The 17,349-nt window shown below is 71.8% G+C and carries 13 protein-coding genes and 2 pseudogenes; 5 read left to right on the plus strand and 10 right to left on the minus strand.

What is annotated here, in order from left to right; genetic code table 11:
• Positions 1 to 90 precede the first annotated feature (90 nt).
• Together ACQEVZ_RS49200 and ACQEVZ_RS49205 are read left to right on the plus strand one after the other, a co-directional pair.
• On the plus strand, positions 91 to 591 hold the full coding sequence (locus tag ACQEVZ_RS49200; protein WP_433381774.1) for a SigE family RNA polymerase sigma factor: 501 nt from the start codon (positions 91 to 93) through the stop codon (positions 589 to 591).
• The gene (locus ACQEVZ_RS49205; RefSeq protein ID WP_433381777.1) at positions 588 to 1,745 is read left to right on the plus strand and encodes a hypothetical protein; all 1,158 of its coding nucleotides are present in this window, start codon (positions 588 to 590) and stop codon (positions 1,743 to 1,745) included. The genes ACQEVZ_RS49200 and ACQEVZ_RS49205 overlap by 4 nt, the downstream gene beginning before the upstream one ends.
• A 45-nt stretch (positions 1,746 to 1,790) precedes the next feature.
• Here the strand turns inward: ACQEVZ_RS49205 and ACQEVZ_RS49210 are convergent, their stop codons facing one another.
• From ACQEVZ_RS49210 to ACQEVZ_RS49235, 6 genes and pseudogenes are all read right to left on the minus strand, one after another.
• A complete protein-coding gene (locus tag ACQEVZ_RS49210) occupies positions 1,791 to 3,125 on the minus strand; it encodes a hypothetical protein (RefSeq protein ID WP_433381780.1) in 1,335 nt (444 codons plus the stop codon).
• A gap of 183 nt (positions 3,126 to 3,308) precedes the next feature.
• A complete protein-coding gene (locus ACQEVZ_RS49215; protein WP_433381783.1) occupies positions 3,309 to 4,526 on the minus strand; it encodes an RNA-guided endonuclease InsQ/TnpB family protein in 1,218 nt (405 codons plus the stop codon).
• Positions 4,527 to 4,700: pseudogene (locus ACQEVZ_RS49220) on the minus strand (IS200/IS605 family transposase); the annotation flags it as partial. It lies immediately after the preceding gene.
• Between the two features lie 17 nt (positions 4,701 to 4,717).
• On the minus strand, positions 4,718 to 5,572 hold the full coding sequence (locus tag ACQEVZ_RS49225; RefSeq protein WP_433381786.1) for an IS5 family transposase: 855 nt from the start codon (positions 5,570 to 5,572) through the stop codon (positions 4,718 to 4,720).
• A 109-nt stretch (positions 5,573 to 5,681) separates the two neighbouring features.
• Positions 5,682 to 5,912 (minus strand): annotated as a pseudogene (gene tnpA / locus ACQEVZ_RS49230) (IS200/IS605 family transposase); the annotation flags it as partial.
• 96 nt (positions 5,913 to 6,008) lie between these two features.
• Complete coding sequence (locus ACQEVZ_RS49235) at positions 6,009 to 6,545, minus strand: DUF664 domain-containing protein (protein ID WP_433381789.1); 537 nt, start codon at positions 6,543 to 6,545, stop codon at positions 6,009 to 6,011.
• 59 nt (positions 6,546 to 6,604) lie between these two features.
• On the opposite strand from ACQEVZ_RS49235, the gene ACQEVZ_RS49240 reads away from it, so the two are divergent.
• The 3 genes from ACQEVZ_RS49240 to ACQEVZ_RS49250 are packed head-to-tail and all read left to right on the plus strand — an operon-like array spanning position 6,605 to position 13,435.
• A complete protein-coding gene (locus tag ACQEVZ_RS49240; protein ID WP_433381791.1) occupies positions 6,605 to 7,696 on the plus strand; it encodes a helix-turn-helix transcriptional regulator in 1,092 nt (363 codons plus the stop codon).
• A complete protein-coding gene (locus tag ACQEVZ_RS49245) occupies positions 7,696 to 10,038 on the plus strand; it encodes an excinuclease ABC subunit UvrA (protein WP_433381794.1) in 2,343 nt (780 codons plus the stop codon). The genes ACQEVZ_RS49240 and ACQEVZ_RS49245 overlap by 1 nt, the downstream gene beginning before the upstream one ends.
• A 34-nt stretch (positions 10,039 to 10,072) precedes the next feature.
• Positions 10,073 to 13,435 (plus strand): DUF4132 domain-containing protein, encoded by a 3,363-nt coding sequence (locus ACQEVZ_RS49250; protein ID WP_433381797.1) that lies wholly within the window; start codon positions 10,073 to 10,075, stop codon positions 13,433 to 13,435.
• Between the two features lie 381 nt (positions 13,436 to 13,816).
• On the opposite strand, the gene ACQEVZ_RS49255 is transcribed toward ACQEVZ_RS49250, so the two are convergent.
• From ACQEVZ_RS49255 to ACQEVZ_RS49270, 4 genes are all read right to left on the minus strand, one after another.
• The gene (locus tag ACQEVZ_RS49255) at positions 13,817 to 14,227 is read right to left on the minus strand and encodes a hypothetical protein (RefSeq protein WP_433381800.1); all 411 of its coding nucleotides are present in this window, start codon (positions 14,225 to 14,227) and stop codon (positions 13,817 to 13,819) included.
• 132 nt (positions 14,228 to 14,359) lie between these two features.
• A complete protein-coding gene (locus ACQEVZ_RS49260; protein WP_433381803.1) occupies positions 14,360 to 15,124 on the minus strand; it encodes a FadR/GntR family transcriptional regulator in 765 nt (254 codons plus the stop codon).
• Positions 15,125 to 15,135: 11 nt separating this feature from the next.
• Positions 15,136 to 16,386 carry an amidohydrolase family protein gene (locus ACQEVZ_RS49265; protein ID WP_354894205.1) on the minus strand — a complete coding sequence of 417 codons (1,251 nt, stop codon included), beginning with the start codon at positions 16,384 to 16,386 and terminating at the stop codon, positions 15,136 to 15,138.
• Positions 16,387 to 16,397: 11 nt separating this feature from the next.
• Positions 16,398 to 17,210: a class II aldolase/adducin family protein gene (locus ACQEVZ_RS49270; RefSeq protein ID WP_344499745.1), complete on the minus strand. Its 813-nt coding sequence runs from the start codon at positions 17,208 to 17,210 to the stop codon at positions 16,398 to 16,400.
• Positions 17,211 to 17,349: the final 139 nt, after the last annotated feature.

Here is a 17,349-nt window from a genome sequence, read left to right on the forward strand (position 1 = left end):
CGCATGGCACAGCGTCGCATCGGCGACAGAACGCGTGTCAACAGGCGGAGAGCGGTGTTGCGTCTGGACCCGCGAAGGAGGTTTCCCAGCGTGACATTCGAGGAGTACATCGCGGCGCGCGGGCCCAGTCTGATCCGGTTCGCCCGGGTCCTGACCGGTGACCCGCACCGCGCCGAGGACCTCGTGCAGGAGGCCCTCGCGAAGGCGTACCCGCGGTGGAACCGGATCCTGCGCACCGACCAGCCCGACGTGTACGTGCGGCGGGTCATCGCCAACGCGGCGCACTCGTGGTGGCGGCGGCGCAGCAACCGGGAGCCCGCGGTCGGCGAGCCGGTGGACGGGCCGGCCGCCGGGGACCACGGGACCGAGACGGTCGAGCGCGACGCGATGTGGCGGCAGATCCGCCGGCTGTCCGAGCGGCAGCGCACCGTGCTGGTCCTGCGCTACTACGAGGACCTCGACGACGCAGCGATCGCCGACATCATGCGCTGCAGCCAGGCTACGGTGCGCACGCACGCGGCCCGCGCGCTGCAGGCGCTGCGCCTCCGGCTCGGGGTGACCGAGCCGGTACTGACGGGGAGGACCGGATGAACCACACCGAGCTCGCGGACTCGATCACCGACGCGCTGCGCCCGCACGGCGAGGGTGACGTCGACGTGGCGGCGCTGCGCGCCGGCACGATGAGCCGGGTCAGGGCCGCCCGGCGGCGCAGGCTCGTGCTCGCCGCGGCGGGCACCGCGGCGGCCCTCACCGCGGGCGCGATGGCCGTGCCGCGGCTGCTGCCCGGTGGTGGCACGACGCCGACGGTCGCGGCGCCGCCGAGCGTATCGGTCAACAGGGCGACCGCGAGGGCCGCGGCCCTGCCTGTTGCGAACGTGCCGGGTGCGGCGCAACGACCGGACACGGTGGGGACGGACCGGGCCGTGCTGCACTTCGACGTCGACCTGGCCGCGTTCGGTGGCACGGGTGGCTGGTGGCGGTCCGGCCCCGGCGTGGAGCGGGCGGAGATCTGGACCGGCTCGGGCACCCGGGAGTCCACCACCGAGCACACCGCGACGGTGGTGCTCAGCCCGGACCTGGACCAGGCGAAGGTCGGCGGGCTGGCCGCCGGCGGGGGCCCACCGAACAGCCCGGCGCCGGTCGCGGTCACCGTGGCGGGTCGTCCGGGGACGATCCAGCAGTTCCCGGACGGATGGACCCCGGGGAAGGTCACGTGGGCGCTGTGGTGGCAGCCGGTCGACGGGCTGTGGGCCGTGCTCACGATGGAGACCGCCGATGCCGCCGCCGTCGTCACGGCTGCCGCCACGGGCGTGCACCTCGACCGGTCCCAGCGGTGTGCGGTGCCGATCTGGGTCGGCGCCGTGCCGGCCGGCACCGAGTGGAACAGCTGCACGACCAGCATGGGTCCGGCGGGCGCGGACGGCCGGTCGTGGCAGTCGGGTTCCGTGTCCTTCCGCGGGGCGTCGGGTGACTCGCTGATCCTCACCTACGGCAACGTCACCGACTGGTCCGCCGAGGGCACCAAGTTCGTGCCGAACCGGACCGTCAACGGCCGGCCCGCGATGTGGTACACGAGCGGGCCGGGGCAACAGCTCGCGGTGCCCGGCACCGACGGGCGCAACCTCTTCGTCAACATCAAGGGCGAGGGCGTCACCGAGCAGGACGCCTTGGCGCTCGCCGAGGGGGCGACGTTCAGCGACGACCTGGTCCACCTCGGCACCTGGCCGGAGCGCGCGGCCGGCTGAGAGCCGGTGGGGCGCCCCTGTGCGAGGGGGCGCCCCACCACCGGGTCAGGCCATCGGCTGCACGCGGGCGATCCGGATCGTGGTCGCGTTCGCGCCGGCCGCCGCGTAGGCGACGCTGCCGTCCGGGTACGCCTTGAACGCCTGGTACGCGTGGTCCTTCGCGTCGACGGTGAACGTGCCGCCGACGGCGCGGGCGGCGCCCGTGTCGTACACCTGCGCCGTCATCGACGAGCCGGACTCCCACGCCAGCAGCATCCGGCCGGAGCCGTAGGCCACCAGGTGCGGATGGGCGGTCTTCGCCGAGGTCGTGACGGTGGCATCGGACGCGCCGGTGCTGAAGTGTTCGAGGCGGGCCTTGCCGCCCTGGCTCCACGTGGTCCAGTAGCCCTTCGAGGCGGCGAGGACCAGGTCACCGCCGAAGAGCGTGCCGTCGCAGGTGCCGGAGGCGACGGTCCGGTACGGATTGGGCTGCGCGATCCGGCACGCGTTGTCGGTGGCGCAGACCATCGCGAAGCGGGAGACCCGCGGGTCCCAGGCGATGCGGGTCGTCCAGCTGTGACTGCACCCGACCTCGAAGCTCCCGCGACCTGACACGAGGGCCCCGGAGGGCCCGACGACCTGCATGCGGTCGCCCTCGTGAATGTCGACGCAGGCGCCGTTCTTGACGGTGATGGCGACACCGAAGTACGCCGCGTAGTTCGTGCCGTCGTACGCGAGGCGGCCGTGATGCTGGTACCACCAGATGAACCTGGCGCCGTCGTCGTAGCCGGTGCGGTCGCCGGTCAGGTTCGTCACCTGCCGCTCCCACACCTGCTTGCCGGAGTTGTCGAACCGGATCATGTGCATCGTGTTGCACGGGCTCGACGAGCCGCCGCAGAGGGTGCCGCCGCCGCAGTTGCCCTTGCGGGTGAGCAGCAGCACGCCGCCGTTCGCGTCGGCGGCGACGTCCTGCAGGTCGATGCCGGTGAAGCTGGTCGGGCTGCCGACGAGCTTGTCGTCGCAGCCGAGCCGGCCGAGGTACACGCGGCCGTCGGTGCCGAGCCACGCCAGCCACGACCCGCCGCCGGGCGCCGCCGCGATCGCCATCGGCAGCGGGTCGGTGTCGCCCTCGCGGCCGTAGCCGGTGACGCGCACCCCGGTGGCGACGTCGGTGACCTTCACGACCGGCGCGGCGCCGACCGGACGGGAGCAGGCGCCTGCGGTCTGCGCGGAGGCGGACACCGAGGCCGACGGGCCGGCGCTGGTGAGCCCGGCCCCCTGAGCGCCGTCGGCGGGCAGGCCGGCCTGCTCCGCCGCCTGGACCTGCGGCCGCTCCCCGCCGGTGCCGCCGCCTGATCCCGTCGTGACATAGAGGGTCGCGGCGAGTGCGACGGCTGCCACCGTACCGGCGACGACACCGACAATCAGGCGGCGCCTTGCTCTGAGCTCCATGTCCGTCCATATTCGATGCCGAAACCCTTTTCGGCAATCGATGTGACGGCGCATGAGCGACTCTTCACGAAGACCAAAGGTTGACTTCCTCCCCACGGCTGAAGCCGGGGGATTCCCGTGGCTGAGGCGTGTTCATGCCGAGCGCCGTTCGGGTGGTTGGCGCTTCGCGGACCGCCCGGTGGCGAGGTCTCCACGCCCGGTGACCGCCAGCCCGGCGGCCAGGATGTTCTTTGCCGCGTTCACGTCGGCGTTGTCCTGGTGCCCGCAGGCGACGCACCGGAAGACCGCTTGGCTCTCGCGGCTGTCCCGGGCGATGTGCCGGCAGGAGTTGCAGGTCTGCGACGTGTACGCGGGGTTGACCTTGACGACGGTCGCGCCGTGGTAGCGGGCCGCGTGTTGCAGGGTGAGCAGGAACCCGCCCCAGCCCTTGCCGAGGATGGCCCGGTTCAGCCCGGCCTTCTGCCGCACGTTACGGCCGGGCTGCTCGGCGGTGCCTCTCGCGCTGGCCGTCATGGTCGTCACGCGCAGGTCTTCGACGGCGACCAGGCCGTGTTCACGGACCAGCCGCACGGCGGTCTGCGCAGCGAAGTCGGCCCGCCGCGCCCGGATGCGGGAGTTGAGCCGGCCGAACTGGGCACGCACCGCGTCGCGTCGGTTGGAGCGGCGGTTACGGCCATGGGTGCGCAACGATCGGGACAGGCGTTGCTGCAACCGCTTGAGACGTGCCGTCTCGCCCGGGGTGGCGAAAGCCCGGTCGTGCAGGCCGCCGTCGGAGGTTGCGACCGCAACTGCCACGCCCCGGTCGACGCCGACGGGCGGCCTGCCGTTCCCGGCGGCCTCGGCGACGCCGTCCTCGACGCAGAACGAGACGTACCAGCGCCCGCCGTCCTGGGACACGGTGGCGTTGCGGATGCTGCCGCCGAGCGGCCGGGTCCAGCGGAACCGGACCGGGCCGAACTTCGGCAGCCGCACCTCACCCCACCGCCGGTTCAGCCGCCGTACCGCGATGTGGTTCGGGTCGGGGAACCGGAACGACGGCGCGGTCCGCGTCTTGGACCGCCACCGCACCTTCCACGTCCCGTGGGTCCTGCACGCCCGGTCCAGGTCCCGCAGCGTCTGCTGCAGCGTGTGTGACGGGGCGTCGGCCAGCCACCCGCAGTCCGGGTCCTTCTTCGCCTCGGCCATCTGCCGGGCCTGCTCCACATAGGAGATGAACGCGCCGCGGCGACGGTAGACGCGGCGCTGCTCCAGCGCGGTGTTCCACACCGCACGGCAGACCGCGCCGACCGCCTCGGCGTAGGCGGCCTGCTCGTCGGTGAACGCCAGCAGATAGCGGCGGCCGGTCAGCATTCAACGGTCCTTCTGCTGCTCGACGTACGCCTTGACCGCAGCCGACGGGGCACCGCCCGTGCTCGCCACGAAGTACGAGTTCGTCCACAGCGTCGGCAGCCGCGAACGAAGTGACGGGAACTCGTCGCGCAGTACCCGCGACGTGCGGGCCTTGACGGCCTTCACCAGCTTAGAGCGACCGGCAGTAGGTGTCACTTGAGTCTGCGGGTGGTGGGTCGGGTGTCCCAGCGGTAGAGGGTGCGGGCTCGTTGGATGAGTTGACGGATTGTGACGATGGCGGCGGCCAGGTACAGGTAGAAGTCGATGGTCTGGGCGTCGCGGTCGGTGCAGCGGCGGATCTTGCCGAAGCCGTTCATCCACGAGTTCGTCCGCTCTACCACCCAGCGTTTGCCGATCTGGATCGGGGCGGGTACGCCCTTGCGGGCGATCTGCGCGTCGAAGCCGAGTTCGTCGAGCAGGTCACGGGCCCGGTTGTTGTCGTAGCCGCGGTCGAGATGGGCAGTGACCCGTTCCGGCCAGTGGTGCCGCAGCTGGGTGCTGCACGCGGCGAAGGTGTCGCGCAGCAGCGGGGAGTCGTGCCGGTTGGCGGTGGCGCCGACGATGCCGAGCGGGATGCCGTACCCGTCCACGCCGGTCGAGCGTTTCATGCCGCCCTTGCCACGGTCGACCGGTGACCGGCCGGCCCGGTCCCCGCCGCACGGTGCTTTCGTGATCGCGCCGTCGGCGCTGACGTCGGCCAGGTCCAGGCCGATCATCCGGTCGTAGGCGTCCAGGGCCAGCTCGTGGATCTGCTCGCCGAGCCCGGCGTCGGCCCACAGCCGCAGACGCCGGCGGATCGTGCGGTCCGAGCAGGTCTGCGAGGCGACGCGTTCATACCCGGATCCGTGGACCAGCGCGGCGATGACGTGCTCGAACACGACCCGGTCCGGGATTCGGCGGCGGTGACAACCGAGGGGATGCGCCGGGTCGAACTCGGGTTGTTCAGGCCACAGCGCGGCGAACTGGACCCAGACAGGCTCGAACAACGATGATGGCAGCGCAGGCACGGGACTCCATCGGTTACGAAGCGTAGAGAACTCCGATAATCAATGGACCCGTGCCTGCCTCGCACCCGGGGTCCCCACCCGCCCAGATCCTGACCTATTGCCGGTCGCTCTTATGGACGCCGAGCTGCGGGTCGACCTTGACCAGCAGGTGGACATGGTCGGGCATGACTTCCAAGGCCACCAGCCACGCCCCCTTCTCCTCCACGACTCCGCGGATGAGTTGCTCGAGTCGTTCCTCGATCCGGCCGCCGAGCACGCATCGCCGGTACTTCGGGCACCACACCACATGAAACGCGCACTGAAAGACGATGCTGCTGTTCGACCGCAGCCTGACGGACACACGAACACTACACAGCAACGCGCTTTCCACTGTCCGCGCAGAGTCGACGCGCTAACCCCACGGCTGAAGCCGGGAGTCTGCGCGCTACGCATTCGATCACGAAAGCGGAGGGTCCTCGCCGACGAGCCCGTCGATGGCCTCACGGAGCAGGTCGGCGTGGCCGACGTGGCGGGCGTACTCGTCGTGCAGGTCCATCACGAGCCGCCGGAGGTTCGGCCGCCTGCCGTCGTCGAACGCCCGGTACTTCGCGGGCTGGTCGAGCCCGCCGTCGGCGAGGGCCTCGGCCATGGCGGCCCGGGAGCGCTCGACCGCGCCGCGCCACAGCTCGTAGAGGTATTCGGCGGAGTCCCCGGCCGCGCTGCGCCACACCCAGTCGAGGTCGGTGGCCGCCTCGGGCGCGTCGAGCGGCGGTCCGGGCGCCTTGCCGGTGAAGTCGATCGTGTACAGCTCCTCGACCAGCGCCAGATGCTTCAGCAGCCCGGCGAGGGTGAGGGTGGACGGCGGCTGGGCGCGCCGCAGCCCCGCCTCGTCGAGCCCGCCGGCCTTCCACGCGAACTGCGCGCGGGACCGTTCGAGGGCGAACAACTGCATCTCCGCCTCGCCGGCGTCCGGCGGTGGCTCGTTCAGCATCATGCCGATCACGGTAGGATCGGTTCCGGACGTTTCGCGTCCGGATTCGCGGAAGGGCGACCGTGGAAAGTCCCGCCTCCCGGGCGCTGCTCGCGCTGGAGCTCGTCCAGGCGAGCCCGGGCATCACCGCCGACCGGCTCGCGGCCAGGCTCGGCGTGTCGGAGCGGGCGGCGCGGCGGTCCATCGCGGTGCTCCGCGACGCGGGGATCCCGATCGAGTCGGTCCGCGGACCGTACGGTGGCTACCGGGTGGGTCGTGGCCTGCGGCCGCCGCCGCTGACGTTCACCGCCGCGGAGGCGCTCGCGCTGGTCATGGCGGTCCTCGACGGTCACCACGACGCCGGTGACCCGGCGAGCCCGGTCGGCGCCGCGCTCGGCAAGCTGGTGCGGGCGCTGCCCGAGCAGGTCGCCGCGCAGGCCGACGCGGTGCGGCGGGCGACCGCACCGGCCCCCGACCGCGCCGCCGCCCGGCCCGACCCGCAGATCACGGCCACGCTCGTGCAGGCGTGCGCCGGCTTCCGGCGGTTGCGGGTGTCGTACCGCAACGAGTCCGGCACCGAGTGGGACGGCGAGGTCGACCCGTGGTCGGTCGTCGTCCGGCACGGAAGGTGGTACCTGATCTGCTGGTCGCACGCGTCCGGCGCGCGCAGGGCGTACCGGGTCGATCGCGTGGCGGCCGTCTCGGTGCTCGACGGCGGGTTCGACCCGCCGCCGCCGTTCGACCCGGTCGCCGTGCTGGAGGAGCACCTCACGGTCGGTTGGGAGTACGCCGTCGACCTGGTCCTCGACCGGCCGATCGGCGAGCTGGCGGGCAGGGTACCGGCGGCGCTCGGGCGGCTCGAGGCGCTCGACGACGCCACGTGCCGGCTGGTGGGCTCGACCGGCAACCCGTGGTGGTATGCCGAGCAGCTCGCGGCGCTGCCGTGCGCCTTCCGGATCGTGGGCGGACCCGAGCTGCGGCACACGGCACGGGTCATCGGGCAGCGGCTGCTGGCCGCCGCCGCTTCTGATGGGACTGCTGATCACGCTTGTGATCAGGCTGCTGGTCGCGCTTCTGATCAGGCTGCTGGTCGCGCTTCTGATCAGGATTCGAGAAGCACGGGCGGTGAGGCTCCGGCTAGCGTGGACGGGAGCCGACGACAGAGGGAGATGTGATGGCCGACGAGCTGATCCGGGTGCGGGGCGCACGGGTGAACAACCTCAAGGACGTCAGCATCGAGATCCCGAAACGCCAGCTGACGGTCTTCACCGGCGTGTCCGGCTCGGGCAAGAGCTCGCTCGTCTTCGGCACGATCGCCGCGGAGTCGCAGCGGCTGATCAACGAGACCTACAGCACGTTCGTGCAGGGGTTCATGCCGACGCTCGCCCGACCCGACGTCGACGTGCTCGAGGGGCTGACCACCGCGATCATCGTCGACCAGCAGCGGATGGGCGCGGACCCCCGCTCGACCGTCGGCACGGCCACCGACGCCAACGCGATGCTGCGCATCCTGTTCAGCCGGCTCGGGCAGCCGCACATCGGCTCGCCGCAGGCGTTCTCGTTCAACGTCGCCTCGATCAGCGGTGCCGGCGCCGTCACGGTCAAGAAGGGCGGCCAGACGATCAAGGAGCGCCGCGCGTTCAGCATCACGGGCGGCATGTGCAGCCGCTGCGAGGGCCGCGGCAAGGTCAACGACATCGATCTCTCGCAGTTGTACGACGACAGCAAGTCCCTCAGCGAGGGCGCGCTGACGATCCCCGGCTACAGCATGGACGGCTGGTTCGGCCGGATCTTCAGCGGCTGCGGCTACTTCGACATGGACAAGCCGATCCGCAAGTACACGAAGCGGGAGCTCAACGACCTGCTGCACAAGGAGCCGACGAAGATCAAGGTCGACGGGATCAACCTGACCTACGAGGGGCTGATCCCGAAGATCCAGAAGTCGATGCTGTCCAAGGACGTCGACGCGCTGCAGCCGCACGTGCGGGCGTTCGTGGAGCGGGCGGTCGTGTTCGGGGTCTGCCCCGAGTGCGGCGGCACCCGGCTCAGCGAGGAGGCCCGCTCGTCGAAGATCGACGGTAGGAACATCGCCGACGCGTGCTCGATGCAGATCAGCGACCTGGCCGCATGGGTCTCCACGCTGGCCGATCCGTCGGTCGCGCCGCTGCTCGCGGCCCTGCGGCACACGCTGGACTCCTTCGTCGAGATCGGGCTGGGGTACCTCTCCCTCGACCGCCCCTCCGGCACGCTGTCCGGGGGCGAGTCGCAGCGGGTCAAGATGATCCGGCACCTCGGCTCGCCGCTGACCGACGTCACGTACGTGTTCGACGAGCCCACGATCGGCCTGCACCCGCACGACATCCAGCGGATGAACGACCTGCTGCTGCGGCTGCGCGACAAGGGCAACACGGTGCTGGTCGTGGAGCACAAGCCGGAGGCGATCGCGATCGCGGACCACGTCGTCGACCTCGGTCCGGGCGCCGGCTCCGGGGGTGGCACGGTCTGCTACGAGGGCACCCTGCCGGGCCTTCGCAACAGCGGTACGCTCACCGGCAAGCACCTCGACGACCGTGTCGCACTGAAGCCCGACGTGCGGTCGCCGTCCGGGTATCTCAAGGTCCGCGGCGCGAACGCGCACAACCTGCGCGACGTCGACGTCGACATCCCGCTCGGCGTGCTCTGTGTCGTCACCGGGGTGGCCGGCTCCGGCAAGAGCTCACTGGTGCACGGCTCCGTTCCCACGTTCGGCGATGTCGTGTCCGTCGACCAGAGCCCGATCCGCGGCTCCCGGCGGAGCAATCCCGCGACGTACACCGGCCTCCTCGAACCCATCCGCAAGGCCTTCGCGAAGGCCAACGGCGTGAAGCCCGCGCTGTTCAGCGCCAACTCGGAGGGTGCCTGCCCCAACTGCAACGGCAACGGCGTCATCTACACCGACCTGGTGGTCATGGCCGGCGTCGCCACCGTCTGCGAGGTGTGCGAGGGCAAGCGTTTCGACGCGTCGGTCCTCGACTACCACCTGGGCGGCCGCGACATCAGCGAGGTCCTGACGATGTCGGTCGCCGACGCGTTCGAGTTCTTCGGCCCCGGGACCGACGCGCACACGCCGCCGGCGCACGTGATCCTCGGCCGGCTGGTCGACGTGGGGCTCGGGTACCTGACGATCGGGCAGCCGCTGACGACGCTGTCCGGCGGTGAGCGGCAGCGGCTGAAGCTGGCCACGCACATGGGCGACAAGGGCGGCGTGTACGTGCTGGACGAGCCGACCGCGGGCCTGCACCTCGCGGACGTGTCGCACCTGCTGGGGCTGCTCGACCGGCTCGTGGACGCGGGCAAGTCGGTGATCGTGGTCGAGCACCACCAGGCCGTGATGGCGCACGCCGACTGGATCATCGACCTCGGGCCGGGGGCGGGGCACGACGGCGGGCAGGTCGTGTTCACCGGGACGCCCGCCGCGCTCGTGGCGTCCCGTGCGACGCTGACCGGGCAGCATCTGGCGGAGTACGTCGGCGCCTGAGGTTTTTGTCGTACCTCGTCGTTAGTGTGTCGGCGTGGATCTCGAGTTTCCGGCCTCCTGGCGCAAGGTGTTCATCCCCCGCCGGGGCGGCACCCCTGGGCCCGTACTGAAGCACGACCGGGCCCGGGGGATGGAGCTCATCGCCGCTGCGCGGGGCATGATCGACGCCCGGCTCGACCATCCCGACAGCGATCCTTCGCTCGTGGCGCCCGCGCGGGCGTATCTCGCCGACCCCTCCAGTGGCCCCGCCGCCGGCGCGGGGGTGGTGGCGGCGCTCGTCGCCCCCTACGTGTCGTGGAAGGACACGGGCCGGCTGGCCCGGCTCGCCGACCTGTGGATCCCCTCGCGGGGGCTGCTGTTCGCCGCTGCCGCCACGGTGGAGGCGGTCGACCTGGACACCGGCGGTTACATGCACAACAGCGTCCAGGTGCCGGCGCGGGTGACGTGGCGGGCCCTGCCCGGCTGGGGCTATTTCCCGCACTGGGTTGCGCTCGCCGGGCGGGTCAGGGCGGCGCTGGCCGTCGCGTCCGACGACGACCACGCCGCGGTGGTCGCGATGCTCGCCGGCCACCGGGACCGATCGGCCTACCGGCGGGCCGCCGCCGCGTTCCTCGTCCCCACGCGGCGGGACTGGGTCGACGGCGTCGCCGCGGAGCTGGCCGGCACCACCGACAACTACCGGGCCAAGCTGCTGTGGTGCGCGGCGTCCGGCAGCGCGCACCTGGCCGTGGCGGCGCCCGCCTCCGGCGGCTGGTGGCTCGCCCGCGACACCGAGGCCCTCGCGACCGCCGTGGACGGCACCGGACCCGCCGTCACGCCGCACCTGCTGGAGTGGCTGGACACGGGCAACGTCGACGCCGAGATCCAGCAGCGGCTCGTGAGCGCCCTGGCGCTGTTCCCGACCGACGAGGCGTTCGCGGGGCTGGTCGCCCGCCTCGACCGCAAGTACGTGCCGCTCGCCGCCCTCGACGCGGCCCGCCGCTTCCCGGAGCGGGCGCTGCGCATCCTCGCCGCCGACGCCGGCCGGGCCGCGCAGGACATGCTGCGGGTGCACGTCCTCGCGCACGGCGACCTCGCCGCCGGCGTCGCGCTGCCGCCCGCCTCGCAGGCGCGGGTCGAGGCCATCCTGGCCGACGACAGCGCCGTGCCCCTGGCGTCGCCGCCGGCACTGCCGGAGCTGCTGGTCACCCCGCCGTGGACGGTGCGGCGCCCGCGGTCGCGGCCGCAGGTCGTCCCCGGCCTCGGCTTCACCGCCGAGCCCGTGCTCGACTGGGCGCCGGGCGAGCGGGACGCGTGGGCCGCGCGGCGCGTGCCGAATGCGACCTGGTGGGCCCTCGACACATCCATCGAGACCGCGGTGCAGCACTACCGCGCCGGCGCCCTGCAGGGGCACCACGAGGTCACGCTCATGCTGACCGCCCCCGACGACGTGGTCGCCGAGCTGCTGCCCGACTGGCGCCCCCAGCGGATCTGGGACGCCCCGCAGTGGTTCCCGCCGATCGCCGCCCGCTTCGGGCTCGCCGCGCTGCCGGCCGCCCTGCACCTCGCGGACAAGCAGGCCGGGACGTGCACCGAGCTGCTGCTGCCGTTCGCCTCGCCCGAGGTCGCCACGCACATGGCCCGTTCGCTGCGGCGGCTGAAGTCGCTGCGGGCGCTCGTGCTCGCCTGGCTCGACCGGCACCCGGCGTATGCGGCCCGGGCGCTGACCCCGGCCGCGGTGGGCCCGACCGGCCCGGACCGGCAGGCGGCCGAGGAGGTGCTGCGGATGCTCGCGGTCCGGCACCGCGACGAGGTCCTCGCCGCCGGCACCTCGTTCGGCCCCGACGCCGGCGCGGCGCTCGACGCGCTGCTCGGCGGCAGCACCCTCGACGTGCTGCCAGCGAAGATCCCCGACCTGCCGGCCTGGGCCGACCCTTCGCTGATGCCCCGCGTCCTGCTCAAGGACCGCTCCGCCGCCCTCGGCGACGAGCCGGCCCGCCACCTGTGCACGATGCTCGCCATCTCCCGGCCCGACGAGGTGTATGCGGGCGTGCCGCTCGTCGTCGAGCAGCTCGACCGCCGCTCCCTCGCCCAGTTCGCCTGGGCCGTGTTCACCCAGTGGCAGTCGGTCGGCGCCCCGCCGAAGGAGCCGTGGCCCCTGCTCGCCCTGCAGTGGCTCGGCGACGACGACACCGTCCGCCGCCTCTCCCCCGTGATCCGCGCCTGGCCCGGCGAAGGCGGCCACGCGAAGGCCGTCACCGGCCTGGACGTCCTCGCCGGCATCGGCTCCGACCTCGCGCTGGCGCACCTGAGCGGGATCGCGCAGAAGGCCAAGTTCAAGGGCCTCAAGGAGCGGGCGACGGAGAAGGTCGCCGAGGTCGCCGCCTCGCTCGGCCTCACCGAGGAGCAGCTCGCCGACCGCCTGGTCCCCGATCTCGGCCTCGACGCCTCCGGCTCCCTCCTGCTGGACTACGGGCCTCGCCAGTTCGTGGTCGGCTTCGACGAGCAGCTCAAGCCCTATGTCACCGCGGACGGCGGCGCGCCGCGCAAGGACCTGCCGAAGCCGGGGGCGCGCGACGACCAGGAGTTGGCGCCCACCGCGTACCAGCGCTACACCGCCCTGAAGAAGGACGTCCGCACCATCGCCGCCGACCAGATCCGCCGCCTGGAGGCCGCGATGGTCAGCCGGCGCCACTGGACGGCCGCGTCGTTCCAGGACCACGTCGTGGCGCACCCGCTGCTGCGGCACATCGCCCGGCGCCTCGTGTGGACCGCCACCCTCCTTCCGACCGAGCCCAGCGTCGACGCGACCACCGCCGCCGCGGACAACGGTGGCATGACCACGTTCGGCGTGACCGCTTTCCGTGTCGCGGAGGACGGCACCTTCGCCGACGCCGCCGACGACTCGTACACCCTCCCGCCCACCGCGGCCGTCGCCCTCGCCCACCCCGTCCTGCTCGGCGCGGACCTGCCCGCCTGGGTGTCGCTGTTCGCCGACTACGAGATCCTCCAGCCCTTCGCGCAGCTGGGCCGCGCGGTGCACGCACTGACCGCGTCGGAGCGGGCGTCGACGAGCCTCGCCAGGTTCACCGACCTGAAGGTCCCCACGAAGACCCTCCTCGGCCTGGAACGCCGCGGCTGGCGACGCGGCGAGCCCCAGGACGCCGGCGTGCAGTGCTGGATCTGGCGCCCTGCCCCGGACAACCGCGCCATCGTCATCGACCTGGACCCCGGCATCCCGATCGGCGCCCACGACATCTTCACCGACCAGGAGCTCAGGACCATCTGGCTCAACGACCACCCGCGGGGCACCTGGGCCCCACGCACCCTGACCCGCACGTTCGACGCCCTCGACCCCGTCACCGCCTCCGAGATGCTCCGCGACCTGACGGAGGTCCTCACGCCCCAGCAGCCATGACCTCAACCCCGCACACCGTCCGGCGACCGCCGCGGCCAGCGCCGTGTACCGCCTCGTCGTGAGCTACGCCCGCGGCTGGTTCCGCCTGCAGGTACGCCGGTCCTGGCCCCGGCAAGGGATGCGCATCACCGCGTACAACACCACCGGGGGAGCCTGCCTGGTCGCGGGTTCGCCAGCTGGTGCGATGGACCAGTTCGATCTTCAAGGTCGACCAGAAGTACTCCATCAGTGCGTTGTCGAACGAGTCGCCGACGGGCCCCATGGACGGCCGGATTCCGTTGCCGGTCAGACATTGCGAGAAGCGGAAGCTCGTGTGGTTCCCGGCGTCGCTGTGTCTCCTCCGCCGCGGTCAGTGCTGCACTGGGGTCACACCATGATCCGTCAGTTCCGCGATGGTACGAGCGGCGGCCAGATCGGCCAGGCAGGTCTCGACGTCGCGACCCTGCGCGTCGAAGCCGACCCGTCGCTCGACGACCCGTCCGGCCGGTCAGGTAGCAGCCGTGCACCGCCAGGTAGTCCATGTTGATCTCGATCCCGGACCGCGCCGAGCTCAGGTGACAGCGCCACCCAGCGCGCCGGGCGACCGGCGACGCCGGACCGTTCGAGCCCGGTCTCACGGACGAGGCGGCGGCTCAGCAGCTCTTCGACGAGACTCGACACGGTCGTCTTGTGCAGGCCGGCGGCGATCGCGGCCCGGGACCGCGGCCCGCTGGCGCGGATGTGCCGCAGCGTGCGGCACAGGTTGCCGCGGCGCACCGCCGGCTGGTCCGTCGTCTCACGGACCGGTCCCACCCCGCACGCTCCATGACCACCATCGTGCCTCCACCCGACGCACCCGGGTTCGGCGGGCGGTCCTACAACCGCACCGCATGCGGGTGTCGAAAGGCCAGCGATCCAACCGCGTTCGAAAGGCCGTTACCTCCGCTACCCGCGTGGCTGCCGGCGGATCAGGGCCGCGTCGATGACGGCGGACGGGCCGGCCGGGCTGGGGTTGCGCTGCGCGGACGTCAGGTGCTCGGTGACGAGCCGGTGCACCTCGTCGGCGGCGCCCTGCTCGATGAGCGCGAGGATCCGGCCGTGCACCTCGCCGGCCGCGCGGCGTTCGCGCAGTGGTACGCCAGTGGTCTCCCGGATGCGGGTGGCCCAGTCCTGCTCGTGACTGGACCACAGGGCTTCCAGCGCCCCGGCGAGCACGATCAGCGGCGGGTTGCCGCACAGGCCGACGAGGGCCTCGTGGAAGCGGCGGGACACGCCGACGACCTCGACCAGGTCGTCGATGCAGGCCAGATACTCCTCGTGCAGCGCCCGCAGCCGCGGGACCACGGTGTCGGCCCGGTCGGGCCGGCCTGCGCACAGGGCGGCGCAGGCCGGCTCGACGTGGCGGAGCGCGGTGGCGACGTCGTCGATGCCGACGCGTTGCGCGGCGAGGACGAGGCCGAGGTTGTAGCCGAGGTTCGCCGGGGAGGGCCGATGCACGACCGCACCGCCGAGCCGTCCCCGGCGGACCGTGATCAGGCCTTCCGCCTCCAGGATGCGCATCGCCTCGCGGAACGTCGGCATGCTCACCGGGTAGCGCTGGATGAGTTCCTCCGACTTGGGCAGCGGGGCACCGTCTGCGAGCTCACCGCGCACGATCTGGCCGCGGATGTGATCGGCCACCTGCTCGGCGAGCCGGTCGGCTGAGACCATGGAGGCGGAGTCTAGTAGGCGTCCGGGTCGTCCTGGACCGCGGGTGGGACCGGGTGCCGGTATACCCTGGACGCGTTCTCCCAGGTCATCTTGCGCACGTCGGCGTCGGGCAGGCCACCGATCTCCTCCTCGATGGTGCGCTGGGTGTGCGGCCAGGTCGAGTCGCAGTGCGGGTAGTCCTGCTCGAGGAAGATGTGGTCGACGCCGATGACGTCGCGCAGCGCGAAGGACGACGGGTCCTCGACCGCGCAGAAGTAGAAGTTGCGCAGCAGCACCTCGGCTGGGGTCAGGTCGATGCCCTTCCAGGTGCCGTACATCTCGTGGTAGCTCAGCATGTGGTTGAGCCGGTCGACGAGGCCGGGCACCCAGCCGATGCCGCCCTCCGACAGCACGATCTTGATGCCGGGGAACCGCACCGGGATACGGGAGTACAACCAGTCCACGGCGGAGAACATCGAGTACCCGAAGAACAGCACGCCGACGACGTCCGGTGGGGCGTCCGGGGCGGTGGACGGCGAGGTTCCCGACGAGCCGATGTGCAGGTTGATGACGGTGCCGGTCTCCTCGCAGGCGCGCATGATCGGGTCCCAGTGCCCGGTGTGCAGCGACGGCATGCCGAGCAGGTGCGGTGCCTCGGTGAAGGTGACGGCCTTGAACCCGCGCTCGGCGTTACGGTAGATCTCCTGGGCGCCGACCTCGGGGTCCAGGAAGTACGGCAGCTGGCAGGGGATCATGCGGTCCGGGTAGGCGCCGGACCACGCCTCGATGTTCCAGTCGTTCCAGGCGCGGGTGGCGGCGAGGGCCAGCTCGGTGTCCTTCGTGGACAGTTGCAGGCGCTGGCCGGCGAAGCCGGGCAGGAACGACGGGAAGCACAGCGAGGCGTACACGCCGCTGAGGTCCATGTCCTTGATGCGTTCGTGGATGTCCCACGAGCCGCGGCGCATGTCGTCGAAGCGGCTCGGTTCCATGCTGTACTCGTCGACCGGCCGGCCGACGACAGCGTTGAAGCCGACGTTCGGGAACTCCTTGCCGTCGTAGATCCAGACGTGGCTGCCGTCCTGTTCGACGACCCGGGGCGTCTGCTCGGCGAACTTCGCCGGCATGCGGCCCTCGAACGCGTCGGGCGGCTCGACGATGTGGTCGTCGACGGAGATGAACGTGTACTTGCGGGGCTGGCGGGGCGGGTCGGGCAGGAAGGTCACCTTCGACCGGTCGGCGATGGTGAACGAACTGTTCTGCAGTAACTCGTCGATCGATGCCATGACGTTGCCTTTCAGTCCAGTACTTCGGGCTCGCGGCGCAGCAGTGAGCGCACGGCGCCGGCCCAGAACACGTCGGTGCCGCGCTCCAGCAGTGACTTCTTCATGCCGTGCCGCAGGCCGGGGGCGATCTCCAGGGGGTCGCGGCCGAGCAGCATGACGTCGTAGGCGAGGCGGCAGGCACGGTCGATGCTCGCCGAGCGGTATGTCGCCTCCTGGATCGTCGGGGCGGTGACGATGATGCCGTGGCTGGCGAGGATGACCACGGAGCTGTCCCCGATCCGGCGGGCCAGGTCGGCGCCGAGCGCGGCGTCGTCGACCTCGCCGGTGTATTCGTGCACGAACGCGAGGTCGCCGTCGTACATGCACCCGGTCTGGTGCACGATTTGCGGCAGCACCCCAATCGCGGCGAGCACGGTGACGTAGTACGGGTGGTTGTGCACGACGACCCTGGCGTCGGGCCGGACCCGGTGCAGTTCGGTGTGGATGTGGATGGCCGGGGTGACGTCCCACCGGCCATCCAGGACGGTGCCGTCCCGGTCGACCACGCACAGGTCGGACGCGGAGATCTCCTCCCACCACAGGCCCCACGGGTTGACCCACATGGCACCTTCGGTGCCGCCTTGGCCGTCTTTGACCATGGTGATGTGGCCGGCGATGTTCTCGCTGAAGCCGCTGTTCCCCAGGATGCGGAACGCGCAGGCCAGGGCCTGCCGGTCGGTGAGGTCGACGCCGATCGGCGGGGTGATGCGGGGCGACCAGGTGGCGGTCCCGCCGTCGCGCATGGGCGCGTCGGTCGAGCCGGGCGGTGCTGTCGTGAGTGTCACGGCTCACCTCCAAATCTTTTAGAAGATTAAGCCGCACCCCGCCAGCAAATCAAGCAATCGCTTGGTTGAATTCGCCTCGCCACTGACGTGGCGCCGCCCAAGGCGGCAGCATGACTACCCAGTGGATTGCCGGTCTGCT

This window comes from Dactylosporangium sp. CA-152071, assembly GCF_050936335.1.
Lineage (GTDB): Bacteria > Actinomycetota > Actinomycetes > Mycobacteriales > Micromonosporaceae > Dactylosporangium > Dactylosporangium maewongense.

Bases quoted from the DNA above. Each gene is read 5' to 3' on its own strand.
- ACQEVZ_RS49235 (WP_433381789.1), bottom strand. From the start codon at position 6,545: ATGATGCTGAACGAGCCACCGCCGGACGCCGGCGAGGCGGAGATGCAG.
- ACQEVZ_RS49215 (WP_433381783.1), bottom strand. From the start codon at position 4,526: ATGCTGACCGGCCGCCGCTATCTGCTGGCGTTCACCGACGAGCAGGCC.
- ACQEVZ_RS49205 (WP_433381777.1), top strand. From the start codon at position 588: ATGAACCACACCGAGCTCGCGGACTCGATCACCGACGCGCTGCGCCCG.
- ACQEVZ_RS49260 (WP_433381803.1), bottom strand. From the start codon at position 15,124: ATGGTCTCAGCCGACCGGCTCGCCGAGCAGGTGGCCGATCACATCCGC.
- ACQEVZ_RS49265 (WP_354894205.1), bottom strand. From the start codon at position 16,386: ATGGCATCGATCGACGAGTTACTGCAGAACAGTTCGTTCACCATCGCC.
- ACQEVZ_RS49245 (WP_433381794.1), top strand. From the start codon at position 7,696: ATGGCCGACGAGCTGATCCGGGTGCGGGGCGCACGGGTGAACAACCTC.